The organism is Nocardia sp. NPDC019395 (assembly GCF_040632335.1).
Taxonomy (GTDB): Bacteria; Actinomycetota; Actinomycetes; order Mycobacteriales; family Mycobacteriaceae; genus Nocardia.
In genome coordinates, this window is sequence record NZ_JBEYBT010000020.1 from 25,055 (window position 1) to 48,491 (window position 23,437).

At 68.1% G+C, this 23,437-nt stretch carries 22 protein-coding genes; 10 read left to right on the forward strand and 12 right to left on the reverse strand.

Annotation, left to right across the window (positions count from 1 at the left end):
* Positions 1-2: 2 nt before the first annotated feature.
* Entirely contained in the window at positions 3-1,043 is a 1,041-nt protein-coding gene (locus ABZ827_RS27550) for an alpha/beta hydrolase (protein WP_357242601.1), read from the reverse strand.
* 271 nt (positions 1,044-1,314) lie between these two features.
* Between ABZ827_RS27550 and mqo the strand changes: the two genes are divergently transcribed.
* The 6 genes from mqo (at position 1,315) to ABZ827_RS27580 (ending at position 8,002) form a co-directional block, all read left to right on the forward strand.
* Positions 1,315-2,832 (forward strand): malate dehydrogenase (quinone), encoded by a 1,518-nt coding sequence (mqo, locus tag ABZ827_RS27555; protein ID WP_357242604.1) that lies wholly within the window; start codon positions 1,315-1,317, stop codon positions 2,830-2,832.
* Between the two features lie 122 nt (positions 2,833-2,954).
* Positions 2,955-3,404, forward strand: a complete 450-nt coding sequence (locus ABZ827_RS27560; RefSeq protein ID WP_357242607.1) for a GNAT family N-acetyltransferase — start codon at positions 2,955-2,957, stop codon at positions 3,402-3,404.
* A gap of 79 nt (positions 3,405-3,483) precedes the next feature.
* Positions 3,484-5,490 carry a VWA domain-containing protein gene (locus tag ABZ827_RS27565; RefSeq protein ID WP_357242753.1) on the forward strand — a complete coding sequence of 669 codons (2,007 nt, stop codon included), beginning with the start codon at positions 3,484-3,486 and terminating at the stop codon, positions 5,488-5,490.
* A 49-nt stretch (positions 5,491-5,539) separates the two neighbouring features.
* Entirely contained in the window at positions 5,540-6,154 is a 615-nt protein-coding gene (gene cobO / locus ABZ827_RS27570) for a cob(I)yrinic acid a,c-diamide adenosyltransferase (protein ID WP_357242610.1), read from the forward strand.
* Positions 6,155-6,209: 55 nt separating this feature from the next.
* Positions 6,210-7,619, forward strand: coding sequence for a cobyrinate a,c-diamide synthase (locus ABZ827_RS27575; RefSeq protein ID WP_357242613.1), 1,410 nt, complete (start codon positions 6,210-6,212; stop codon positions 7,617-7,619).
* Positions 7,616-8,002, forward strand: a complete 387-nt coding sequence (locus ABZ827_RS27580; protein ID WP_357242616.1) for a cobalamin biosynthesis protein — start codon at positions 7,616-7,618, stop codon at positions 8,000-8,002. The genes ABZ827_RS27575 and ABZ827_RS27580 overlap by 4 nt, the downstream gene beginning before the upstream one ends.
* A gap of 70 nt (positions 8,003-8,072) precedes the next feature.
* Here the strand turns inward: ABZ827_RS27580 and ABZ827_RS27585 are convergent, their stop codons facing one another.
* The 3 genes from ABZ827_RS27585 to ABZ827_RS27595 all read right to left on the reverse strand — a co-directional run bounded on the left by ABZ827_RS27585 (position 8,073) and on the right by ABZ827_RS27595 (position 11,257).
* Positions 8,073-8,921: an LLM class flavin-dependent oxidoreductase gene (locus ABZ827_RS27585; protein WP_357242619.1), complete on the reverse strand. Its 849-nt coding sequence runs from the start codon at positions 8,919-8,921 to the stop codon at positions 8,073-8,075.
* A 73-nt stretch (positions 8,922-8,994) separates the two neighbouring features.
* On the reverse strand, positions 8,995-10,125 hold the full coding sequence (locus ABZ827_RS27590) for a hypothetical protein (RefSeq protein WP_357242622.1): 1,131 nt from the start codon (positions 10,123-10,125) through the stop codon (positions 8,995-8,997).
* A 1-nt stretch (position 10,126) separates the two neighbouring features.
* Positions 10,127-11,257: a phosphotransferase family protein gene (locus ABZ827_RS27595; RefSeq protein ID WP_357242625.1), complete on the reverse strand. Its 1,131-nt coding sequence runs from the start codon at positions 11,255-11,257 to the stop codon at positions 10,127-10,129.
* 333 nt (positions 11,258-11,590) lie between these two features.
* On the opposite strand from ABZ827_RS27595, the gene ABZ827_RS27600 reads away from it, so the two are divergent.
* Together ABZ827_RS27600 and ABZ827_RS27605 are read left to right on the forward strand one after the other, a co-directional pair.
* Complete coding sequence (locus ABZ827_RS27600; protein ID WP_357242756.1) at positions 11,591-12,232, forward strand: DUF305 domain-containing protein; 642 nt, start codon at positions 11,591-11,593, stop codon at positions 12,230-12,232.
* 5 nt (positions 12,233-12,237) lie between these two features.
* Positions 12,238-12,681 (forward strand): PPOX class F420-dependent oxidoreductase, encoded by a 444-nt coding sequence (locus ABZ827_RS27605; protein ID WP_357242627.1) that lies wholly within the window; start codon positions 12,238-12,240, stop codon positions 12,679-12,681.
* A 203-nt stretch (positions 12,682-12,884) separates the two neighbouring features.
* Here the strand turns inward: ABZ827_RS27605 and ABZ827_RS27610 are convergent, their stop codons facing one another.
* From ABZ827_RS27610 to ehuB, 7 genes are all read right to left on the reverse strand, one after another.
* Positions 12,885-14,333: an MFS transporter gene (locus ABZ827_RS27610; protein ID WP_357242630.1), complete on the reverse strand. Its 1,449-nt coding sequence runs from the start codon at positions 14,331-14,333 to the stop codon at positions 12,885-12,887.
* 39 nt (positions 14,334-14,372) lie between these two features.
* Entirely contained in the window at positions 14,373-15,644 is a 1,272-nt protein-coding gene (gene cobA / locus ABZ827_RS27615) for a uroporphyrinogen-III C-methyltransferase (RefSeq protein ID WP_357242633.1), read from the reverse strand.
* Positions 15,645-15,777: 133 nt separating this feature from the next.
* Positions 15,778-16,521 carry a peroxide stress protein YaaA gene (gene yaaA, locus ABZ827_RS27620; RefSeq protein ID WP_357242636.1) on the reverse strand — a complete coding sequence of 248 codons (744 nt, stop codon included), beginning with the start codon at positions 16,519-16,521 and terminating at the stop codon, positions 15,778-15,780.
* 161 nt (positions 16,522-16,682) lie between these two features.
* Entirely contained in the window at positions 16,683-17,438 is a 756-nt protein-coding gene (gene ehuA, locus ABZ827_RS27625) for an ectoine/hydroxyectoine ABC transporter ATP-binding protein EhuA (RefSeq protein WP_357242759.1), read from the reverse strand.
* A gap of 67 nt (positions 17,439-17,505) precedes the next feature.
* Positions 17,506-18,153 carry an ectoine/hydroxyectoine ABC transporter permease subunit EhuD gene (gene ehuD / locus ABZ827_RS27630; RefSeq protein ID WP_357242639.1) on the reverse strand — a complete coding sequence of 216 codons (648 nt, stop codon included), beginning with the start codon at positions 18,151-18,153 and terminating at the stop codon, positions 17,506-17,508.
* A 55-nt stretch (positions 18,154-18,208) separates the two neighbouring features.
* Positions 18,209-18,949 (reverse strand): ectoine/hydroxyectoine ABC transporter permease subunit EhuC, encoded by a 741-nt coding sequence (gene ehuC / locus ABZ827_RS27635; RefSeq protein ID WP_357242642.1) that lies wholly within the window; start codon positions 18,947-18,949, stop codon positions 18,209-18,211.
* Between the two features lie 73 nt (positions 18,950-19,022).
* Positions 19,023-19,907 carry an ectoine/hydroxyectoine ABC transporter substrate-binding protein EhuB gene (gene ehuB, locus ABZ827_RS27640; protein ID WP_357242645.1) on the reverse strand — a complete coding sequence of 295 codons (885 nt, stop codon included), beginning with the start codon at positions 19,905-19,907 and terminating at the stop codon, positions 19,023-19,025.
* Between the two features lie 348 nt (positions 19,908-20,255).
* Here ehuB and ABZ827_RS27645 point away from each other — a divergent pair, with 348 nt between their 5' ends.
* Positions 20,256-22,013, forward strand: coding sequence for a proline--tRNA ligase (locus ABZ827_RS27645; RefSeq protein ID WP_357242648.1), 1,758 nt, complete (start codon positions 20,256-20,258; stop codon positions 22,011-22,013).
* Positions 22,014-22,172: 159 nt separating this feature from the next.
* Positions 22,173-22,793 (forward strand): hypothetical protein, encoded by a 621-nt coding sequence (locus tag ABZ827_RS27650; protein WP_357242651.1) that lies wholly within the window; start codon positions 22,173-22,175, stop codon positions 22,791-22,793.
* 48 nt (positions 22,794-22,841) lie between these two features.
* Here ABZ827_RS27650 and ABZ827_RS27655 read toward each other — a convergent pair whose 3' ends face one another.
* Positions 22,842-23,432: a TetR/AcrR family transcriptional regulator gene (locus ABZ827_RS27655; RefSeq protein ID WP_357242654.1), complete on the reverse strand. Its 591-nt coding sequence runs from the start codon at positions 23,430-23,432 to the stop codon at positions 22,842-22,844.
* Between the last annotated feature and the right edge of the window lie 5 nt (positions 23,433-23,437).

Consider the following 23,437-nt stretch of genomic DNA (forward strand, 5'->3'; position numbering starts at 1 on the left):
GCTCAGCGCGTCGTCGGCTGGTAATCCGCCAGCCAGTCCAGCCAGCTGTCCAGTTCCTGGAATGCTTCTGTGCGTGGCGCCTCGGCCGATAGGAACACATCGTGGCGGGCGCCGTCGATCGGGACGATGGTGGTGCGGTCGCCGAGGCAGCCCGACCAGCGCTGGATCTGCGCGACATCGAGCACCGCGTCGGCCACATCGACCGCTGGGCCGTACTCGCGGGCGAATTTGGTGAGTTTCGAGCGCAACAGCAGCGCGGGTACGCCGATGTCCAGGCCGCGGTGCAGCCGCGCCTGCCCCATCCGGATCGCCCGCAACCAGCCGGCCCGCACCGGGAAACCGTCCCGGGGTTTCCAGTCCAGGTCGTAGTCCCACTCCCCGGACAGGCTGCTGTGCAGGCTGTCACCGTAGGCGCTGGATTTGCTCAGGGGCAGGGTCGACATGGCCCGGATCCTGCCGACGGTGTTGATGAGCTGGGTCCCGACGGTGCGGAAAAAGGCCGGTCCCTGGAGATCGAACCACGGGCTGTTCAGGACCAGACCGGACACACCGGCCGTCGCACCGCCGCCGCTGCGCTCGAGCCGGTCGAGCCATAACGGCGCCACCAGTCCGCCGGTCGAATGACCCATCACGAGCACCGGTGCGCCGGTTTCGGCGGCGATGATCCGCAGTGATTCGTTCAGCTCCCGGTCGTATAGGGCCAGATCGCCGATGAAATGCGGAGTCTGTCCCGGCCGCAGCGACCGGCCGCATTTGCGGAGGTCCAGTGCGTAGAACCGGTGCCCGCGAGCGGTCAGATGTTCGGCGACGTGCCGTTGGAAGAAATAGTCGGTGAAACCGTGCAGATAGAGAACCGCGCCGGCCGTGGCGGTGACGGTGGGATCGGGCAGATGCCGGACGAGGGTGGCGACGATATCGGCCTCGCCGTCGGGGTCGCTGCCCAGTTCCAGAGTGCGATATTCGTAGCCGTCGCCGAGCACGTCGGGCTGCCAGGTACCGGTCCCGCCCAGTGCGCTGGTACCGGCCGGGAATTCGTTCGTCACGGCCTCCAATCTAGGTGATATCGGGTGCCGAGGGGCGGCTCCGGTGGCGCCGAGGGGGAGGAATCTACGTCACAATCGCCGCCCTGGCTGCGGATTCCGGGCGTGCCGAGGTGCACAATTGGCAGTAGTGAACGACGGGTAACCTACATTCGGCCGAGCCCGAGGGGCTCATCGCCACCCGTACACAACTGGATATGCACCCGTGCCCCAGCGGACCACATCCCGGTCGGAATGTGTGCCCCGCGCACCAGGACAAGGAAGTCGAACACCCGTGCCGAACGCTGCCCAGACTGAAAAGACCGATGTAGTCCTCATCGGTGCCGGCATCATGAGCGCCACCCTCGGCGCGCTACTGCGCCAGCTGCAGCCGGACTGGTCGATCTCGGTGTTCGAACGGCTGGACGCCGCGGCGGCCGAGAGCAGCGATCCGTGGAACAACGCCGGTACCGGCCATTCGGCGCTGTGTGAACTCAACTACAGCCCGCAGAAGCCGGACGGGTCGGTCGATATCGGCAAGGCCGTCGATATCAACGAGCGTTTCCAGGTGTCGCGCCAGTTCTGGGCCTACGGTGTCGAGAACGGGATCATCGGCGACCCGTCCCGCTTCATCAATCCCATCCCGCACGTGAGCTTCGTCCACGGCGCCGACGATGTGGAGTACCTGCGCAAACGCTATGAGGCGCTGGCCCGCCACCCGCTGTTCGCCGGGATGCAGTACATCGACGACCCCGACGAGTTCGCCCGGCGGCTGCCGCTGATGGCCCGGGGCCGCGATTTCTCCGACCCCATCGCCCTCAACTGGACCGACGGCGGCACCGATATCGATTTCGGTTCGCTCACCAAAGAACTGCTCGCCTATATCGGTGCCTCCGGGGGCGAGATCGGGTTCGGCAACGAGGTCCGCAACCTGAGCAAACAGCGTGACGGCAGCTGGCGGGTCACGGTGCGCAATACCCGGACCGGGCGTACCCGGACCCTGATCAGCAAGTTCGTATTCGTCGGTGCCGGCGGTGGCGCCCTGCCGCTGCTGCAGAAATCCGGGATCAAGGAGATCCGCGGTTTCGCCGGGTTCCCGGTCTCGGGACAGTTCCTGCGCTGTACGAACCCCGAGCTGGTCGGTAAGCACGAGGCCAAGGTGTACGGCAAGGCAGCTGTCGGCGCGCCGCCGATGTCGGTGCCGCATCTGGACACCCGGGTCATCAGGGGCAAGCCGGGGCTGCTGTTCGGGCCCTACGCCGGCTGGACCCCGAAGTTCCTCAAGGACGGCAGCAACGCCGACCTGTTCAAATCGATCAAGCCCGGCAACCTGGCCCCGATGCTCGGCGTCGGCGTCACCGAACTGGGTCTCGTCAAATACCTGGTAACCGAGCTGATGAAATCGCAGACCGGCCGGGTGTACACGATGGAGGAGTTCATCCCGCGGGCCGAGAGCACCGACTGGGAGCTCATCACGGCCGGGCAGCGGGTGCAGGTGATCCGGCGCAAGGGTGCCGGGGGGGTGCTGGAACTGGGTACGGCCGTTATCGCCGCGGAGGACGGGTCGATCGCCGGTCTGCTGGGTGCGTCGCCGGGCGCCTCCACCTGTGTGACCGCGATGCTCGATGTGCTCGAACGGTGTTTCCCGACCGAGTACGCGGCCTGGACACCCAAGTTGAAGGAAATGGTCCCCTCGCTGGGGGTGAAACTGTCGGAGAACCAGGGGCTGTTCGCCGAGGTCTGGGACTGGACCGGAAAAGCCTTGCAGCTCACCGGTTCCGACGCGCGCGCCGCGGTGCCCACCGGCGCCTGACCGAGAGCAGTGCGGCCCACGGGGACTCGGTCCCCGTGGGCCGCTCCCGGCTGCCCATACCACCTGCGACCAGCTACGGGCATTCGCGTGCATCTCGCGCCGAGGTGTGATAGCAAGGCGCGATGATGTCTACGGTTGCACTCCGACGGTCATGGGCGCAGGATCTCGACACCCCGACCCTGTACGAGCTGCTGAAGCTGCGTGTCGAAGTGTTCGTTGTCGAGCAGAAATGCGCGTACCCGGAGCTCGACGGCCAGGATCTGCTGCCGGAGACCCGGCACCTGTGGCTCGATGACGAGGGTGAGGTCATTGCCACGCTGCGGCTGCTCGAGGAGCACGAGGACGGGGTGAAATCGTTCCGCATCGGACGTCTGTGCACGGCCGTCGAGGCCCGCGGGCACGGGTACACCACCCGGCTGCTGCAGGCGGCGCTCGCCGAGACCGGCTCGCATACGGTCCGGTTGAACGCGCAGACCTACCTGATCGACCTGTACACCAAGCACGGGTTCGAGGTCGCCGGAGACGAGTTCATCGAGGACGGTGTCGCGCACGTACCCATGCGCCGCGGATAGCGGTTCCTCCGGTGGGCGGGTAGGGGCAGCCGGGACGGTGAGCGCCACGTCTTAGAGTGGGGCCGTGTCCTATACCGAAATCGCCAGGCCTCGCACCCTCGCCCCCTCCGGAGGGGACGGTGAGGCCGGCTTCCCGTTCTCCGCGGTGATCGGTCAGGAACAACTGCAGCTCGCGTTGATCCTGTGCGCCGTCCACCCGGGTATCGGTGGTGTACTGGTGCGCGGCGAGAAAGGCACCGCGAAATCGACCGTGGTGCGCGCGCTGGCGCGGCTGCTCCCGCCGGTGACGGACGAATCGGGTGCCCGGCCGGCCCGGCTGGTGGAGCTTCCGGTCGGTGCCACCGAGGACCGGGTGATCGGCTCGCTCGATCTGGAACGGGTCCTGCGCGACGGCGAACAGGCATTCCGGCCCGGTCTGCTCGCCGCCGCCCATCACGGCGTGCTGTATGTGGACGAGGTCAATCTGCTGCACGACCATCTGGTCGATGTGCTACTGGACGCCGCGGCGATGGGCCGGGTCCATATCGAACGCGACGGTGTCTCGCATTCCCATCCGGCGCGCTTCGTCCTGGTCGGGACCATGAACCCGGAAGAGGGGGAGCTGCGACCCCAGTTGCTCGACCGCTTCGGTCTGACCGTGGATGTGGCCGCCTCCCGCGATGTGGATGTGCGGATGGCCGTGGTGCGGCGCCGCCTGGACTACGAGGCCGGCCCCGCGGATTTCGCGGCCGCCTACGCCTCGGCCGACGCCGAGATCGCCGACCGGATCCTCATCGCCAGGGACCGGCTGCCCGGGACCGCACTCGACGATGTGGAGCTGCGCCGGATCGCGGCCCTCTGCGCGTCCTTCGATGTGGACGGTATGCGCGCGGATCTGGTGGTCGCCCGGACGGCCACCGCCCATGCCGCCTGGTGCGGGCGGGACGCGGTGACCGCCGACGATGTGCGGATCGCGGCCGAGCTGGCACTGCCGCATCGCCGCCGCCGGGACCCCTTCGACGAACCGGGGATCACGCCCGAACAGCTGGACGAAGCGATGCGCGACGCTGCCGAGCAGGCCGGGGACGGCGGCGCCGAGCAGACCGCCGATCACGACGATTCCCCGGCGGACGAACAGCACGGCGGACCGGATACCGGCGACGGAACCCAGCCGCCGGACGACGACCCCGACGGTCCCGGTGGCGGAGCGGGGCGACCGGAGGACGAATCCGGCGAGCGCACCGGGAACTCCGGCGGTCCATCAGGGACCGGGCAGACCTCCGCGCCGGCCGCGGCGCCGGTGCGTCCGCCGCGCTGGGAGGTCGCGGGCCTGGGTGAAGGTGCCCCCGGCCGCCGCTCCCGCGCCCGGACCAGGCAGGGCCGCGTGGTCAACGCGACCGCCGACCTCACCGGTGGCCTCCACCTGCTCGGCACCCTGCAGGCCGCGGTACCGCGGCAGTGGGCCCGCGGCCGCCGCACCGGACCGCTGCGGCTGGCCGCACCGGACCTGCGGGGCGCGTACCGGGAAGGGCGCGAAGGCAATCTGGTGGTGTTCGTGGTCGATACGTCCGGTTCCATGGCCGCCCGCGATCGGCTGGCGGCGGTGACGGGCGCTGTGGTCACCCTGTTGCGTGATGCCTACCAGCGGCGGGACAAGGTCGCGGTGATCTCTGTACGCGGCAGCGAGGCCGAACTGGTGCTGCCGCCGACCTCGTCGACCGATATCGCGGTCCGCCGGCTCAGTGGGCTGCGCACCGGCGGCAAGACCCCGCTCGCCGCGGGGCTGGAGAAAGCCCGCGAGGTGGTGCGCCGCGAGCGGGTACGCGATCCCCGGCGCCGTCCGATGCTGGTGTTGCTCACCGACGGGCGCGCCACCGGCGGTACCGACCCTGTCGCGCGGGCCCGGGCTGGCGCGGACAGGCTGGCCCGTGACGGTGTCACCTCGATCGTCGTCGACTGCGAACGCGGCATGATCCGTCTCGGCCTGGCGGCCGAGCTCGCCGCGGTACTGCGCGGCACGGTTGTCCGGCTCACCGAGTTGACCGGTTCGGCGGTGGCCGATGCGGTCCGCACCGGCTCTTCCGGGGCGAAAACCCGGGCGGCGTGACCCGTCGCCGTCGATCGTCTGCGAAACCCGATGAAACCGAGGAGATTCCATGCCCAAAGGGGTGCCGGAGACCGTGCCCGACGACGGGCTCACCACACGTCAGCGGCGCAATCAGCCGGTTCTCGCCGTCCACACGGGTCCGGGTAAGGGCAAATCCACGGCGGCGTTCGGGATGGCGTTGCGGGCCTGGAACCAGGGTTTCGATCTCGCGGTCTTCCAGTTCGTGAAGAGCGCGAAATGGAAGGTCGGCGAGGAAGCGGTCTTTCGCGAGCTGGGCCGGTTGCACGAGGAAACCGGTTCGGGCGCACCGGTTCAGTGGCACAAAATGGGAGAAGGCTGGTCCTGGAGCCGCAAAGCCGGCACCGAAACCGATCACGCCGCCGCCGCGCTGGCCGGGTGGCGGGAGATCGCCCGCCGGTTACAGGCCGAGGAGCACCGGTTCTATGTGCTCGACGAATTCACCTATCCGCTGAAGTGGGGCTGGGTCGAGGTGGACGAGGTGGTCGAAACCCTGCGGCAGCGGCCCGGGAATCAGCATGTCGTGATCACCGGGCGGGACGCCCCGGCGGCGTTGATCGAATCCGCCGACCTGGTCACCGAGATGACCAAGGTGCGCCACCCGATGGACGCCGGACGCAAGGGCCAGCGAGGTATCGAATGGTGAGGCAGGTCGGCAGCCGTCCGGTGCCGGTGCGGCCGTCCGGCGCGGGCGCACCGCGATGAACTCCGGTGCCGCCGGGGTCGTGCTGGCCGCACCGGCCTCGGGCAGCGGTAAGACAACCGTGGCGACCGGGCTGATCGGCGCCCTGAGCCGAGCCGGGCACGAGGTCGCACCCTTCAAGGTAGGACCGGACTATATCGATCCGGGCTATCACGGTTTGGCTGCCGGCCGGCCCGGCCGCAATCTCGACCCGGTATTGGTCGGCCGGGACCGGATCGCGCCCCTGTACCGTCACGGCTCCCGTGACTGTGACCTCGCGGTCGTCGAAGGGGTGATGGGCCTGTTCGACGGACGGATCGATGACCGATCCACCGATCCGGTCGCCGAGGGATCCACCGCCCAGGTCGCGAGCCTGCTCGGTCTGCCCGTGATCCTGGTCGTCGACACGCGTGGGCACAGCCAGAGTCTGGCCGCGCTGCTGCACGGGTTCGCCACGTTCGATGCCGGAATCCGGCTGGGCGGTGTCATCCTGAACCGCGTCGGTAGCGAGCGTCACGAACAGGTGCTGCGCGCCGCCTGTGACCGGGTCGGGCTTCCCGTCCTGGGCGCCCTGCCGCGGCTGGCCGAACTCGAGGTTCCGTCCCGGCACCTCGGCCTGATTCCGGCGGTGGAACACGGTAGTGCGGCGATGCGTGCGGTCGATGCCATGACCGACCTGGTCGCCCGCCATATCGACCTCCCCGCCGTCGCCGCCCTGGCCGCGGCGCCGGGGCCGGGCATCGTATGGGACGCGGCCGGGGAGACGGTGGCGGACGAACCCGTCCCGAGTGCTCCGAATCCGGTGATCGCGATAGCTGGTGGACCCGCTTTCACCTTCGGTTACGCCGAGCACCGGGAACTGCTGACCGCGGCCGGCGCCGAGGTCGTGGTATTCGATCCAGTGCACGATCCGCTGCCCACCGGTACTGCCGGGCTGGTGCTGCCGGGTGGATTCCCCGAGGAGCACGCGGAAGCTCTGGCCGCGAACACTGTGCTGCGGTCCGCGGTGGCCGCGCAAGCGCGTCAGGGCCTGCCGGTGCACGCCGAATGTGCCGGTCTCCTGTATCTCACCGAGTCGCTGGACGGCCATCCGATGGCCGGTGTGCTCGACGCCGTAGCCGAGTTCGGTCCGCGACTGACTCTGGGCTACCGGGAAGCGGTCGCGCTCGCCGATTCCCCGCTGTGGCGAGCTGGAGAACGGGTGTTCGGCCACGAATTCCACCGGACCCGCCTCGTCACCACCGGCAGCCGCCCGCCGGCGTGGGGGTGGCGTACGAGCCAGGGGCAGACTCGTGAAGGAGCGCTCGTGCACCAGGTGCACGCCTCCTACCTGCACACCCATCCAGCGGGGAACCCGGCCGCGGTACAGCGTTTCGTTATCGCTGCCCGGCTGCACCGCCGGGCGGGTACCGCCGCGCCCGTCCCGTGACCTCTCCGGACTCCGTCCAGCCCCTGCCGGCCGGTCTCGCTGTCGGGCTCGGTCTGCGCCCTGATCTGCTGCCGGACCATATCCTGGCGGCGCTGGCCGAGGCGCTACCAGGCGCGCGGATCACCTGCTTGGCGACCATCGACCGGCGTGCCGAAGAGCCGGGATTGCGCCGAGCCGCCGCGATTCTGGAGGTACCGCTACACAGTTTTACCGCCGGTCAACTCGCCAGGGTACGGGTGCCGAACCCGTCCGACCGGGTGGCAGCGGCGCTCGGGATACCGGGCGTGGCCGAGGCCGCGGCGCTACTGGCCGGGACCGGTGCCCTGATCGTGCCGCGGCGAGTGATATCCGGCGTGGTGATCGCGGCTACCGCAGTGGCCTGAGCGGGACATTCGTTGTGGCGAACCGGAAGACGACCGGGACAGGCAATCTGCTGGGGGCAGCCGGTGGTGCTCAGAGCACGGCGTCGGCGAAGCGGTCGATCTGATCGGGGTCGGTGCCATAGCAGTACAGGATGACCTCGTCGGCCCCGAGGTCGTCGAATTGTTCGATGCTGGAACGGATCTGGTCGGGGGTGCTGAGCAGGCCGGCGGCCATGTAGTCGGCGCGTCCGCTGAACTCGTAGTAGTCGAGGATGGCGGTGTGGGCCTGGTCGATCAGGGTCTGGGGGCCGAGAACGGCGTTGAGCTGGGCGACGATGCGCGGTGCGCCGGAGCGGCCATGGTCGGTCCAGGAGCGTCGGGCGAGGTCGAAGAGAGTGTCGGCCCAGGAGGGGGCGGCGGCAGCGAGGAAACCGCCGCCCCAGCGACCGACGCGGTCGATGGCGGTGGGCTGGAAACCCCCGAAGAGCAGTTCAGGACCCTCGGGTCGGGTGGCGGCGGGGCCGATGGGGCCGCATGTCCCGCTGAACGGCTCGCCGGACCACAGGCGGCGCATGACCGCGAGCTGTTCGTCGAGGCGGCGGCCGCGGGTGCGGATATCGGTGCCGGTGGCCTCGTGGTCGTCGTCGCGGCCCCCGACGCCGAGGCCGAGCGCGAAGCGCCCGCCGTACATGCGGTCCAGGGTGGCGGCCTGCTTGGCCAGTAGCGCCGGTTCACGCAGAGGTGCGATCAGCACTTCGGTCTGCAGGCGGATGCGGTCGGTCACCCCGGCGAGCATCGCCAGGGTGACCAGCGGTTCCGGGTTGTCATAGACCAGGCGGTCCAGCAGGCCGAGTGTCGAGAACCCGGCGGAGTCGGCGCGGCGGGCCCATTCGGGCAGCGTGACGGGATCGGCAATGGGAAGACCGAGACCGATGTGCATGGAATCCTCCTGTGGGATGGGCGTGTGTGTCCTCAGGCCGCCCGACTCCCATTGCTCCTCGAACGCTGGAGTCTCAGGGCGCCACCGACAGCAGATCCGCGAATCCGGTGGGATCGTGGCGGCCGATGCTGGCGTGCTCGAACAGTCCCCACCCTTCGGCGTCGCCGCAGCGGGCGTGGGCGATATGGTCGGTCACACCCCAGGGCATGCGCCCGGCGATCGCCGGGTCGGTGAGATCGTACCGGCTCGCCGACGACCAGTCGCGACCTTTCCACTGGCCGTGCAGCCAGTCCGGGTCGCCGCCGTAGCCGCAGCCGATATGCAGCGGTATTCCGGTGACGGTGCGGATATCGATGGTCAGCGGTTGCCCGTCGGACGTGCGCAGTTCCAGGCTCGCCGCCTCCGGATGGCGGGTTCCGGACCGGTAGTCGATGGTGATCCGCGGCCAGCCCAGCTGTTCGACCGAACCGTCCGGGAACACCCGGACCGCGTCGTTGAGGGTGCGGTAGCCGTCCGGGTTCTCCTGGATGATCACCACCACCGCGAAATCGTCGAACCGCAGCGGTACATACAGCCACCAGAATCCGCCCGCACCCTCGGCCGCGGCCCGGCCCGGCGGTTCGGCCTCGCCGACCGGGCGGATACCCCACGACCGGTCCCGCGTACCCATCCACGAGTCCGGATCGACCGCGATATCCTCGCCGCCGACCGAGATCGTGCCCGACCAGGAGCCGACCTGCGCGAAACGCGAGGCGTCCAGCGTCGGCCGGTTCCCGGCGAGCATGACGTGCGGTTGCTCCTGCACCGCCGGGAACGAACCCGTCCAGGTGAGGTCCAGGCCGAGTTCGTCGTGGTCGCAGACCACCCGGATCCGGCGCAGCGGTTCCACCACTTCGATCCGGTATCCGCCCACCGTCATATCGAGGCTGCGATCGGTCAGCGCGTCGGAGAAGCGCACGGCGGTGATCTCGTCACCGCGCCGCAGGGCCGCATAGGCGTCGGTGACACCGAGATTCGGGTACAGGCCGAACCCGGTGACCAGCATGATCGCGCCGTCGCGGTTGTGCGCGTTGAGATAGCTGCGGTCGTAGAAATTACGGTCGCTGGTGGCCGCCCGGTTGATCGGCAGCGGGGTCTGGTGGATCGGGTATTCGTCCAGCGGTCCCGGCGCCGAAGCCGGTGTGTGCGCGGTGGTCTCGCTCATATCAGTCCCATCCGTAGGTGCCGTCGAGCATGGCTTCCAGGGTGGCCCGGTGCATGATGTAGTCGTCGAGTTCGGCCGGGGCGGTGTCCTCACCCATATGGATCATGCGGCGTTTGATCCGGGCCATCACGATCGCGTGCCGGAGCGCCGCATAGGTCAGGTGGAAATCCAGGTTTCGCACGGTATGCCCGCTGAACTGCTCGTACTGCGCGACCACCGCGTCGCGGCGCAGGAAATCGGGCAGCCCGGGCATATCGAAGCCGGTGGCGATGTCCTGGAAGAAGCGGTGCAGGAAGATCATCCAGGCCAGGTCCAGTTCGCGCGGGCCCAGCGCGGCCATCTCCCAGTCCAGGACCGCGATGGGCATGCAGCCCTCGTAGATGATATTCCCGGGCCGCGCATCGCCCCAGCTCAGGACATCCGGGCCGGGGTCGTCGGGGAAATTGCGTTCGAGCCAGTCGAAAGCCCGCTCGATCAACGGGATCTCGAAGCCGTCGTCCACCAGCGCCCACTGGTACCAGTCCCGCTGGGCGGCGAGATGACGGCGCAGTGCGGATCTGGGTCCGTCCAGTTCCGGAAAGCGGCGTCCGGGTTCGGTGATCGCGTGGATCCGGGCGAGAATATCGACGGTGTTGCGGGACAGTTCGGTCCGTTCGGCGACCGTCGCGTCGTACAACCAGCCCGCGAACACGTACGGCGGGTTGTCGCCGGGGATCCGCCCCTCCACGCGGTCCATCACGAAGAACGGCGCACCGCATACGTCGCTGTCGGTTTCCAGCCAGCGCAGCCGCGGTACCGGTACATCGGTATGGTCGGCGATCTCGGTGAGGATCCGGTACTGCAACGGCAGGTCGTAATCCCGGAATACCGGGAAAGCGCCCGCCTCCGGCACCATTCGCGCGACGTATGAACCCTGCCGCGGCGCACCGGCGGTCTTCCACTGCGCGTCGAACAGCACCGACGCGCTGGACAACCCACCGGACTGCGGCCGGCTCAGCGAGGTGATCACCGGTGGTTCGTCGGCCCCCACCCGCGCCTGCAACCAGCCGGTGAGCTGTCCGGAGAGGGTGTCGAGATCGCGTTCGCTCGTGGTGAGCCGCATATGTTCGGTGGGGTCTATCTCGTCGGGCATCATCGTCCTCCTGACGCCATCGGCCACGGTGCGCACGCGGGCTCGCCGCAGCCCTCGAGCGCTGGTGGCAACGGGTGTGCCGGGCCGCCTGCGTGCCGCAGACTGTAACGTGTTTCACCTCGAGGTGGAGACGATTCGGCCGATCTCCGCGCTGCCGGATCACGGGTATAGCCGCGCGCCCCGGACACGCCGACCATAATCCCCAGCATGCCGGGGTATCAGGTACCGGCGGGATCCGTGCAGGAGGTAGTGAATGGTGCAGTCGACCCGAGGCCGGTATCCGGTACTGCCGGGCCCGGCGGCCGGACGCACCGGTGGGCGGTCCCGGTGCCGATAGGGAAGAGCCTGCGGGAAGGTGCCGCGTATACCGTTGCGGCCGTGCTGTTCGTGGTGCTCGGCGCGGCGATACGCCCGCTGTTCACCGACGATCCGGCACCCCCGGAAATACTGTCGGCTGTCGAATTGGGGTTCGTTCAGGATATGGCGACCCACCACAATCAGGCATTGATCATGGTGCAGCGGCTCGACCCCGGTGCCCCGCCGGTCGTCCGGCAGCTTGCCCAGCAGATCGACGACACCCAGCGGGCCGAGATCGGTACGCTGCTGGGCTGGTTACGGCTGGTCGGCGCCCCACCGGCCAACCCGGACCCGATGGGCTGGATGCCCGAACGATCCCGCGGCGGCCACGCCGCCCACGATTCCCATCCCGAGACTTCCGCGACGATGCCCGGAATGGCCACCCAGGAACAACTCGATGCCCTGTCCGCGGCCCGCGGCCGAGACGCCGCAGTGCTCTTCCTGAAACTCATGGACAGTCACCACCAAGGGGGGATCGCGATGGCCCGGGTGGCCGACGCGATGCTCACCGGGGGCGTCGTGAAACAGGTCGCGCGCGAGATGATCAGCGCGCAAACCCAGGAGTCGGGTCTGATGGCTCTGCTGGCAGCGCAACTGGAAGCGGCCCCGCCCGGCTGAGCGGAATGAACCCGCGGCACGATCGGTTGCTGGTGATCATGAGCGCGATCTTGCTGTCCGACACCCTGAAGAAGTACATCGACGAGAACCGGTTGTTCGCCACCGTGGCCACTATCGGCCGGGACGGGCATCCGCACCTGACGGTCACCTGGCTCGACCGTGACGGCGAGGAACTGCTGTACTCGACCACCACCGACCGGGTTCAGGGCAAAAACCTCGCCCGCGACCCGCGGATCTCGGTCCTGATCACACCGCCGGACAATCCGTACGTCTACGCCGAGGTCAAAGGTACCGCCACACTGGTCCCCGACCCGGAATTGCTCATCGGGAATCAGATTTCACGCAAGTACACCGGCAAGGACTACGCCGATTTCAATCCGGACGCCGCGAACGACGGTCCCCGCGTGGCGGTCCGGATCACCCCGACCAAGATCACCGGGCGGATGTGAAACCGGCGCGGGAAACCGAAGTACCCGTACGGAAATCGTTGGAGGACAGCCTCTGAACTGTCCCCATCGGCCGACGGTGGGGTAGCACGCGTGGGCGCCCTGTCCGTCGGCCCCGCCGCGGTCGAATATGCGGGTGCTGAAAGCGACTGCTGGGCAGCGTGATCCGGCACCCACTCACCGGGCGGGTATTCCGTGGTCGCGGGTCAGGCGGCCTGGGCTTCGTCCTGGGCGTGCTGGGCTCGGGCTACCTCGGCGGCAGTGTAGCGCAAAGTAAGCGCGATCAGGCCGACGAGCAGCGCGCCGCACGCGGCCACGAACATGGCCAGGGTGTACCCGTCGCCGAGGGCGGTGATCTCGGCCGGGGTCATCTGGGCGGGTTTGCCGTTGGTGCCGCCCTCGGACAGGGTCCGGGAGGCGGCCAGCGGGGTGAGGACGCCGATGGCGATGGGGGTGCCGAGGTTCAGGAACATCTGGCCGATCGCCGACAGCGGGCCGATCTCGTCCGGCGGGACCCCGACCAGAACGCACAGCGGTATCAGCACCATGGCGATTCCGATACCGAAACCGATCACCAGGAACAGCGGCAGCAGGGTGGTCCAGTAGCCGACGCCACCGTCCAGTGTCGAGCCGTAACCCAGCCCGGCCACCAGCACCACGGCCGCGCCCACCAGCAGCCAGCGGGGCGCGATATGCAGCGCCAACCGGGTGGCGAGCGCGCTGCCGACGCCGACGCCGACGGTGAACGGGATGAACGATATACCGGCCACCAGCGGGCTGTAGCCCACCACGTTCTGCACGAACAAGCCCGCGAAATAGGTGGTGGCGCCCAGTATGCCGCTGGCGAGCAGGATCACCACGAAGGTGGCGACACGGTCGCGGCTGTCGAACAGGGTCCACGGCAGCAGCGGGTTGTCCACCGAACGCTCCGCGAAGACGAAAACCGGAAGCAGTACCGCGCCCGCGATCAGGGTGCCGTAGACCAGCGGATCACTCCAGCCGAGTTCCGGTCCCTCCGTGGCGCCCCAGACGATCAGGGCGCACGCCAGGGTGCCGAGGAACGCGCCGCGGACATCCAGGGTGAGACGGTGATGGTCGGTATCGCGGAGCGCGAACAGCGCGCCGATCACGATGAGCGCGCCGATCGGCACATTGATCAGGAAGATCCACCGCCAGCTCGCTTCCGTGAGCGCGCCGCCGATCACCAGCCCGCCGACCGAGCCCAGCGCGACCATCGACCCGAAGATGGCGAAGGCCTGGTTACGGACCTTCCCCGGGGCGAATGTGCTCGCGACCAGCGCGAATGCGGTGGGGGCGGCGAGTGCGGCGCCGGTGCCCTGGAAGGCGCGCGCGGCGACCAGCATCTGCTCGCTCTGCGCCAGGCCGCACAGCATCGAAGCCAGCGTGAACAAGCCGACACCGAGTACGAACATGCGCCGGCGGCCGAAAGAATCGCCGATCCGGCCGCCGAGCAGCATCAGGCCCGCGAAGGGCAGACCATAAGCGGTGATGGTCCAGGCGCTACCCGAACTGGACAGGCCCATTTCCTCCTGCAGCCGGGGCAGGGCGAGGATCACCACGGTGCCGTCCAGCACCACCATCAACTGCAAACCGCTCAGCACGAGAATGGCGAGGCCGAAGGCTCGCTTCGTCACGGGATACTGCACAGCTGGGGGGTTATCGAGCACAGTGGGTCACTGTAACCGACCGGTAGTACCGGCGACCGGGGCGGCGGTGAACCCGGCCGTGGGCCCGATCACAACGATCGCGGGGGGCCGGATGCCCTCTTCGCGGACGCGTTCGGCGACGTCGGCGAGCGTCGCCCGCAGGATCCGCTGGCCACGCAACGTGCCCTCCTGGATCACCGTCGCCGGGGTATCGGCCGGGCGGCCCCCCTCGCGCAACACGGCCGCGAACTGCGCTATCCGCTCCACCGCCATCATGAGGACGAGAGTGCCGCGCAGGCGCGCCAGGGCGGGCCAATCGACCAGCGAATCCGGATGGTCCGGCGGGATATGCCCGCTGACCACCACGAACTCATGTGTCACGCCCCGGTGGGTGACCGGGATACCGGCGGCCGCCGGTACCGAGATCGGACTCGTGACGCCCGGGACCACGGTCACCGGAACACCGGCGTCCACACAGGCCTCGAGTTCCTCGTACCCGCGTCCGAACACATAGGGGTCGCCGCCCTTGAGCCGGACCACGAACTTGCCCGCCCGCGCACCGTCGACGAGCGTCGCGTTGATCGCGTCCTGCGCCATCGCGCGCCCGTACGGAATCTTGGCCGCGTCCACGACCTCCACATCCGGACCGAGTTCCGCCAGGAGTTCCGGCGGGGCAAGCCTGTCGGCAACCACCAGGTCGGCGCGGGCCAGCAGTCGCCGGCCCCGCACGGTGATCAGATCCGGGTCGCCCGGGCCACCGCCGACCAGCGCGACCCCCGGCGCCATCGGGGTCGCGTCGTCGGTCACGACACCCGACTGCAGTGCCTCCAGCACGGCGGTGCGCACGGCAGCGGAACGGCGATGCCGTCCGCCCGCGAGCACGCCCAGCGTCATACCGTCGTAGCGGGCGGTCGCCGGAGTGACCGCGGTACCCGATTGCGCGTGATCGGCGCGAACACAGAAGATCCGGCGCCGCGTCGCCTCGGCGACGACGGCGGCATTGGTCTCCGGTTCGTCGGTGCAGGCGATCGCGTACCAGGCGCCGTCGAGGTCGCCGTCGGTGTAATCGCGCAGTGTGAGCGATATCTGCCCACCGGTGGCCATACCCTCGACGGCGGGTGTGGCCTCTCTGGTGATCACTTCCACGGCGGCGCCGGAGGCGATGAGCAGCCCCAGTCGCCGCTGTGCCACGGTGCCGCCTCCGATGACGACGGCTCGCCGTCCGTTCAGATCGAGTCCGACCAGGTAGTTCGAATCCCCGGCGGACAGGTTGTCGGTATCGGCTGACGTGTTCGGCACAAGGTGCGAGCCTACGTCCCGGGGCCCGGATCGCCGCAGCCACCCGCGACCTCGCCCGTTGTCCGGGGCCGATCCGCTGTGCCGCCGCATCCGCTCCGGCAGTACGTGGATGGACGTCGCCCGGCCGCGTCGATCAGGTGAGGACGACGAGTTCGGTCTCAGAGGCGACTTCGGTGCGCAGCCCCGCCTTCCGGGCGATCCGGGCGAGAGCGCGCACATCGGTGGGTTCGGCCCGGGTCATTACCAGTGCCCGGGCCAGCAGACCCTTGTGGTGCTTGTTGAAGTGGCTGACCACCGTGCGGGACCCGTCGTCGTGTTCGGTGAGCACCGTCGCCGTAACAGCGCCCGGGACCCGGCCGAGCTGCTGGTAGGTGCCCGATCGCAGATCCACCACCAGTTCACCGGCGGTCGCCTCGCTCAACGCCGGTCCCAGACTGTCCCGCCAGACCGCGGCCAGCGTCGGGCGGCCGGGCAATTTCGATCCGCCCGACAGCCGGTAGGTCGGGATCGGATCGCCCGCCCGGACCACGCCGAACAGCGCCGAACCGATTGCGAGCCGCGCCTCGGCCTTGGCGCGCTGCGCCCGGGTGAACGCCGCGGCGCCCAGTGCGTCGTAGAGGACGCCGGTGTAGCGCTCCAGGGCGGGAAGGGTGGGCGAGCTGCGCAAGGCGGCATTGCGCGCCAGCTCGGGTTCGGCGTTCTTACCGAGGCCGAGCGCTACGCGGGCCGCGTCCGGATCGCCGGCCAGTTTCACCAGCTCGTCGACCAGCTCGTCACGGATCCCCGTGAGCGATTCGAAAGCCAGCGCATCCAGGTCGAGCGGGCCGCCGTGACCGCCGTCGGATTTGGTTTCGGAAGGGGGCAACAGCACCAGCACGAGCGGTTACGGTACCGGTCGCCCGCGTATGCCGTGGAATCACCGGTGGGCGGGCGCCTTCTCCCCGGCACACCGGAAATCAGGTGGGCGTGGGTTCCGGGCCGGCGGGGGCTCCGGGGAACCGGGTACACACCGGCCCGGAACCCGGCTCCGCCGACCGTTCAGCGCACGGCTTCGAGGAACTCCCGGGTGCGTTCGTGAACGGGTGCGTTGAAGATCTGATCCGGCGGGCCCTCCTCGAGGATCCGGCCGTGATCGAACATCAGGACCCGATCGGAGACATCGCGGGCGAAACCCATCTCGTGCGTGACGATGAGCATGGTGATATCGGTGGTCTCCGCGAGTTCACGCAGGACGTCGAGCACGCCGCCGACCAGTTCCGGGTCGAGCGCGGAGGTGACCTCGTCGAGCAGCATGATCTTGGGGTCCATGGCACAGCAGCGCGCGATCGCCACCCGCTGCTGCTGGCCGCCCGACAACTGCGACGGATGCGCCTTCGCCTTGTCCGACAGTCCGACCATCTCGAGCAGATCCAGCGCGCGCCGGTTCGCTTCGCCGCGGGATCTGCCCAGGACGTGGATGGGCGCCTCGGTGATGTTCTCCAGAACGTTCATATTGGGGAACAGATTGAACTGCTGGAACACCATCCCGACCTGCTTACGCACCTCCCGGAGGTGTTTCTCCCGGGCTGGTACGAGTTTGCCGCCGCGTTGCTCATGAGTGAGGGGCCCACCGTCGACCCGGATCATCCCCTCGCTGACGCTTTCCAGGGTCATCAGCAGGCGCAGGATGGTGGTCTTCCCGGAACCGGACGGGCCGATCAGGGTCACCTTCTCGCCGCGCCGGACGGTGAAATCGAGTTGGTCGAGCACCGTCAGGCCGCCGAAGCGTTTGACGACACCGTCGAATTCGATCATCGGCCGTCCGGTCTCGCCGCCGGCTCCGGTCGCGGCGGCCGCGCCGGGCTGCGCGCCGGGTTCCGGGTCAGTAGTAGGCAAGTCGCTTCTCCAGTCTTCTGATCAGCACCGAGGTCGGATAGCTGGCCACCAGGAAGAACACACCGGCGAGGGTCATCGCCTCGAGATATGCGTAGTGGCGTGCGCCGAATTGCTGTGCGGCGGTCACGAGTTCGACCACGGTGATGGCGAACAGGAACGGGGTGTCCTTGAACATCGACACCGCGTTGGTGCCGAGGGCGGGCACACTGGCCCGGATCGCCTGCGGCAGGATCACCGCCCGCCAGGTGCGCACCGGGGGCAGCGACAGCGCCCGCGCGGCCTCCCACTGGCCCGGCGGCACCGATTCGATTCCGGCCCGGTACACCTCGGCGAGATAGCCGGCGTAGTGGATACCGAGTACCACGATCCCGATCTGCAGGGCCGAGAACTGCGGGAGCAGCGCGTAGGCGAAGAGCAGTTGCACCACCAGTGGGGTGAACCGGATGAATTCGCTCACCGCGTGCACCGGTACGGAGATCCAGCGGGGGAACGAACGCCGGATGATCGCGACGACGAGCCCGAGCACCGCGGCGATCACGAAACCGATCACCGTCGCCAGCAGTGTGATCTCGAAACCGTCCCACAACACCGGTAGCGCCTCGCCGGCCCGCTCCCAACTCCATTCCACGCTCATAGCGCCTCCCTCGCGACGGGTAGCTGCGGTCCGCGCAGGGCGGAGTGGAGGCGGATCATGGTGCCACCTTCTGCCCGCCCGCTACCGTGCCCAGTGATCTGTCGGGGGCCAGGCGCAGTACTTCGCGCATGGAGGGGCCGCGCCCCAGTTTGTGCTTGGCTCGTGCTTCCAGCAGATTCATCCCCAGCGAGAGCAGATACGCGATCACGAAATAGATCAGCAGGCCGATACCGAAGGCGAACAGCGTATCGCCCGTGCTCTGCCGCAGTTTTCCGATTTCGAATGTCAGATCCTGCAGAGTGATGTAGGAGGCCACCGCGGTGCCCTTCAGCAGATGCACCAGCAGGTTGGCCAACGGTGGCAGCATCAGCGCCCAGGCCTGCGGGAACAGCACCCGGCGCAGCCGCTGCCAGGGACTGAATCCCAGTGCCACCGCCGCCTCGGCCTGCGCTTTCGGCACCGAGTTGAGCGCTCCGCGAACCACTTCCGCACCGTAGGCGCCGTAATTCAGGCCGAGGGCCAGAATTCCGCAGAACACGGGATCGAGCTGGTAGCCCAGCAGCGGCAATACATAGAACAGCCAGAAGATCTGGACCAGCAGCGAGGTCCCCCGGAAGAACTCGATCAGCACCCGGGCGGGCCCGCGCACCACCAGGCTGTGTGCCCGGGCCGTCGTTCCCAGCGCCAGCGCGAGGACGAAGGCCAATAGTGCACCGCCGGCGGTGAGTTCGAGGGTGATCACGATGCCTGCGCGGATACCGGGCAGTGCGTCGGTCAGGGCGTCGAGATCGTTCACCGGACGCGTCCCCCTCCCGGCCCCGGCAGGCCGGGAAGGTTCGGCGCCGCTGTCGAATTATGGGCCGGCACGATCAGATATCGCCCGCGCACAGCTTGGCGGTGGTCAGCTCCGGATCGGGCAGTTCCGCCTCGGTGAAACCGAAATCACCGACGATCGAGAGGTACTTGTCCTTATCCGAGGTGATCTTGCGCAGCTCCGCGTTGTAGGCGTCGAGCAGATCCTTGTCATCGGTACGGAAAACCGTACCGCCCGCGCCGATCTGTGGTTTCCCGTCGATCTCGGCCACGAAGGACTTGGTGACCTCCACCGGTGCGTCGGGGTTGTGGTCGGCCAGCCAGTTCAGTGAGATCGCGGTGAGGGCGAAAACATCGGAGCGGCCCGAGGTCACGGCGTCCATACCGTCCTGGGGAGTGCCGACCTGGGTGGCCTCGATACCCAGCGACGAAGCGTAATCGGATTCGATGGCGCCGGTCATCGACGCCATCTTCGCGCCTTTGTCCTTGATCGACTGCATATCGGTGAGCCCGAGCGGATTCCCCTTCTTCACCATCAGCGCGGTGGTGTACATGAACTCGGGTTCGCTGAAGGCGGCCTGTTCGCACCGGGCCGGCAGGATCGACATCCCCGCGCTCACCGCGTCGAAGCGCTGCGCCTGCAGGCCGGGGATCAGGGCGCCGAAATCGGTCTGCACGCCGTCGACCGTCTCGATCCCGAGATTGCGGAAGATCTCCCGGTGCAGGGCGACCGTCGCGCCGGTGAGCTGACCGTTCTCCTCGAACGAGTAGGGCGCCTCGCCGGCGAATCCGACGGTGACCGCACCCTTGTCCTTCAGGGACTGCAGCAGTTCCCCGCTCGCCGCCGTATCGGTCTTGGTGCACCCGGCCAGCGTCCCCGCTGTCAGCACCGCTCCGGCGAGGAGTGCGATTGCGCGCGCCCTTGAGTTCTTGGTTCCCATCACGGCCGACCTTTCCACGGGGCGCTGACACAGCTCGTCCCGTGTCGATATCGGCGCTGGATGCACACAGGTCAGCGACCATTTTCAGTTTGCTCAGGAAATGCTCAGGAAATCCCGGTGGGCAAAACTTTAGTAGCGCCCGGTGCTGACTCTCGGCGCCGCAATGAATCCGCAAAGAGAAGTTCATGTATGTATATGGAATAGTTATCTAACAGTGTCCATAAAGTTATGCAGATCGTGCGAGTGAAATTGCCCCGAAACCGGTCCCGACCGGCGGCGACCCGCCCCCCGAGCCCGGCGGGGAATAGGGTGTCGGCCGCGATCGGGCAGGGGCTACGCTGAGCAACCGTGATCACCCGCCTCTCCCGCCTCTTCCTCCGTACGTTGCGCGACGACCCCGCCGACGCCGAGGTGCCCAGCCACAAACTGCTGGTGCGCGCCGGCTATGTGCGCCGGGTCGCGCCGGGTGTGTACTCGTGGCTGCCGCTGGGCCTGCGGGTACTGCACAAGGTGGAGGAGGTGGTGCGCGAGGAGATGAACGCCATCGGCGCGCAGGAGATCTCGCTACCGGCACTGCTGCCCCGCGACCCCTATGAGACCACCAACCGCTGGACCGAGTACGGCGACAGTCTCTTCCGCCTGCAGGACCGCAAGGGCGCCGATATGGCGCTCGGCCCCACCCATGAGGAGTTGTTCGCGCTCACCGTGAAGGGTGAGTACAACTCGTACAAGGATCTGCCGGTCACCCTCTACCAGATCCAGGCCAAGTACCGCGACGAGGAACGCCCCCGCGCCGGTATCCTGCGCGGCCGCGAATTCATCATGAAGGACTCCTACTCCTTCGACCTCGACGAGGCCGGCCTGAAAGCGAGCTACACCGCGCACCGCGAGGCCTACCAGCGAATTTTCGACCGGTTCGGCGTGAAGTATGTGATCGTGGCCGCCACCTCCGGTGCGATGGGCGGTAGCGCCTCGGAAGAGTTCCTGGCCGACAGCCCGGTCGGTGAGGACACCTACGTCGTCTGCCGGGAATCCGGCTACGCGGCGAATGTGGAGGCTGTGATCACCCCGGCCCCCGAACCGCTGCCCCTCGACGGGCAGCCCGAGGCGGTCGTGCACGACACGCCGGATACGCCCACCATCGCGACGCTCGTCGACTGGGCCAACTCCGCCGGGATCGCGGACCTGCTCGGCCGTCCGGTCACGGCCGCGGACACGCTGAAGAATGTCATGGTGAAACTGCGGCATCCCGACGGGAAGACCGAGATCGTCGGTATCGGCGTGCCGGGAGACCGGGAAGTCGACGATAAACGGCTCGGCGCCTCGGTGGAGCCCGCCGAGGTCGAACTGCTCACCGAGGCCGATTTCGCCGAGAACCCCTTCCTGATCAAGGGCTATATCGGCCCGAAGGGACTGCAGGCCAACGGTGTCCGCTACCTGGTCGATCCCCGGGTGGGCACCGGGACCTCCTGGATCACCGGTGCCGATGCGCCCGGCAAACATTTTGTCGGCCTCGTCGCCGGTCGCGATTTCACCCCGGACGGCACCATCGAGGCCGCGCAGGTCCGCGACGGAGATCTCTCACCCGACGGCCGCGGCCCGCTGGTCTCGGCGCGCGGTATCGAGATCGGCCATATCTTCCAGCTCGGCTACAAGTACACCGATGCCTTCGAGGTCGATGTTCTCGGGGAGAACGGTAAACCGGTGCGGCTCGTCATGGGCTCGTACGGGGTCGGTGTCTCTCGTATGGTCGCGGTCATCGCCGAGCAGCAGCACGACGACAAAGGCCTGCGCTGGCCGTCCGAGGTGGCGCCCTACGACGTGCACGTCGTAATCGCCAACAAGGACGACGCCGCGCGGGCGGGCGCCGAACAGGTTGTATCCGAATTGGACGCCCAGGGCCTCGATGTGCTCTTCGACGACCGGACCGCCTCGCCGGGCGTGAAGTTCAAGGACGCCGAACTCCTCGGTATGCCATATGTACTGGTGATCGGCCGTGGCTGGGCCGAGGGCAAGGTCGAGCTGCGTGACCGGTTCAGCGGCGAGACCCTGGAAATCCCGGCCGATTCGGCTGTCTCGACGGTGATCTCCCGAATCCGGGGCTGACAGCCCGTACTTCGGCCCGTGCGAGGTCTCCCCGGGTCGGGTAGTGTTCGGACCCGACCAAGGGGGGCGACGATCAGCACACCATACCTACCGCCCGGACAGCCGAATTACGGGGGCGGCCCGCAATATCCACCTTTCGAGGCGTCACAACCTGCCTCGATGCCATCCGGGTATCCGGCGCACTTTCCGACGGCCCCGCCGATGGCGGGTGGCCCGGCGTTCGCCGGGCCGGTGTCCGACCGGCGTCCGGGCGGGGGTACGGGGAAAGCCGCGGGCTGTCTGGGCATTGTTCTCGCCGTCATCCTCATGCTGGCTGTGCTCGCCACTGTGTTCGGTGTGGCTCCGGTCGGGGCGGCCACGCTCGACGGATTGCTTCACGTACTCCCGATAGGTCTACTCACCGGCGCTCTCTGGTTGCTGTCTACCGTCCAGACGCTTCTCGCTGTGTTGTGTCTGGTGGCGGGTATCCTGCTGATCGGGCGCAAGGCTGTGGGCCGGATCATGCTGACCGTTGCGTCCGCGACCGTCGCGATCGGGAGCTTTGCCGAGATCGTATCCGGTCTATCGATCGGATATTTCGTCTCAGCTGTGATCGGATTGCTGGTTCTGGTGTCGGCGGTGCTGGTTTTCACGCTCTGCCTGTTGCCTGCCACGAGCCGGTGGCTGGCGGTTTCGCCGCCGCTGGGGTCGTACTCCGGTTATCCACACCCTTTTCCGGCTGCTCCGCCCTACGCTGCGCCGGGCTCGCCGGGCCCCTATCCGCCGGGACCGCCGCACTGACTGCTCCGACTGTTCGCGGGCTCCTCGGGTTGCCGGTGAGCCACGCGCTCAGTGCCCCGTTGCTCGTTGCGTCAATTGTTCGGCAGCGGCGCGGACAGCCACGGCGGCGTCCCGCTGCTCGGTGATGGAATAGCTGACGATCGCGCCCTCGTGCAGGCTCAGGAGCTGGACCGCGACGGTGGCGTGGTCGGCGGCTCCGGCCTCGGTGAGCAACCGATCGAACAGGTCGTACAGCCATTTCTTCTCGGCGACGATCACCTGTCTGCCCGGGTGATCGGGTTCGGGGAGTTCGGCGAAGGCATTGATGAAACTGCAGCCTCTGCTGTTGTCCGGAAGCCACTCGGGGAGTACGTCGAACGGGGTCAGTACCCGGTCGATCGGATCGCTGCGTTCGGCGAGGCGGGTTTCGATGAGTGTGCGCCAGCGCCGGTCGCGCTGTTCGAGATAGGTGACCAGGAGCCCGTCTTTCGAGCCGAAGCGATCGTAGAGGGTCCGTTTGGTCACGCCCGATTCCGCGGCGATCGTATCGACGCCGACCGCGTGGATACCACGGGTGTAGAAGAGTTCGGCCGCGGTATCGAGGATGCGCTGTGCGGCCGGCGTCAGTGGGGCTTCCGCGTCGTGCGCGGTGGTGGACATACACA

Bases quoted from the DNA above. Each gene is read 5' to 3' on its own strand.
- ABZ827_RS27560 (WP_357242607.1), top strand. From the start codon at position 2,955: ATGATGTCTACGGTTGCACTCCGACGGTCATGGGCGCAGGATCTCGAC.
- cobO (WP_357242610.1), top strand. From the start codon at position 5,540: ATGCCCAAAGGGGTGCCGGAGACCGTGCCCGACGACGGGCTCACCACA.
- ABZ827_RS27575 (WP_357242613.1), top strand. From the start codon at position 6,210: ATGAACTCCGGTGCCGCCGGGGTCGTGCTGGCCGCACCGGCCTCGGGC.
- ABZ827_RS27585 (WP_357242619.1), bottom strand. From the start codon at position 8,921: ATGCACATCGGTCTCGGTCTTCCCATTGCCGATCCCGTCACGCTGCCC.
- ABZ827_RS27590 (WP_357242622.1), bottom strand. From the start codon at position 10,125: ATGAGCGAGACCACCGCGCACACACCGGCTTCGGCGCCGGGACCGCTG.
- ABZ827_RS27595 (WP_357242625.1), bottom strand. From the start codon at position 11,257: ATGCCCGACGAGATAGACCCCACCGAACATATGCGGCTCACCACGAGC.
- ABZ827_RS27605 (WP_357242627.1), top strand. From the start codon at position 12,238: ATGAACCCGCGGCACGATCGGTTGCTGGTGATCATGAGCGCGATCTTG.
- ehuA (WP_357242759.1), bottom strand. From the start codon at position 17,438: ATGATCGAATTCGACGGTGTCGTCAAACGCTTCGGCGGCCTGACGGTG.
- ehuD (WP_357242639.1), bottom strand. From the start codon at position 18,153: ATGAGCGTGGAATGGAGTTGGGAGCGGGCCGGCGAGGCGCTACCGGTG.
- ehuB (WP_357242645.1), bottom strand. From the start codon at position 19,907: ATGGGAACCAAGAACTCAAGGGCGCGCGCAATCGCACTCCTCGCCGGA.
- ABZ827_RS27650 (WP_357242651.1), top strand. From the start codon at position 22,173: ATGCCATCCGGGTATCCGGCGCACTTTCCGACGGCCCCGCCGATGGCG.
- ABZ827_RS27655 (WP_357242654.1), bottom strand. From the start codon at position 23,432: ATGTCCACCACCGCGCACGACGCGGAAGCCCCACTGACGCCGGCCGCA.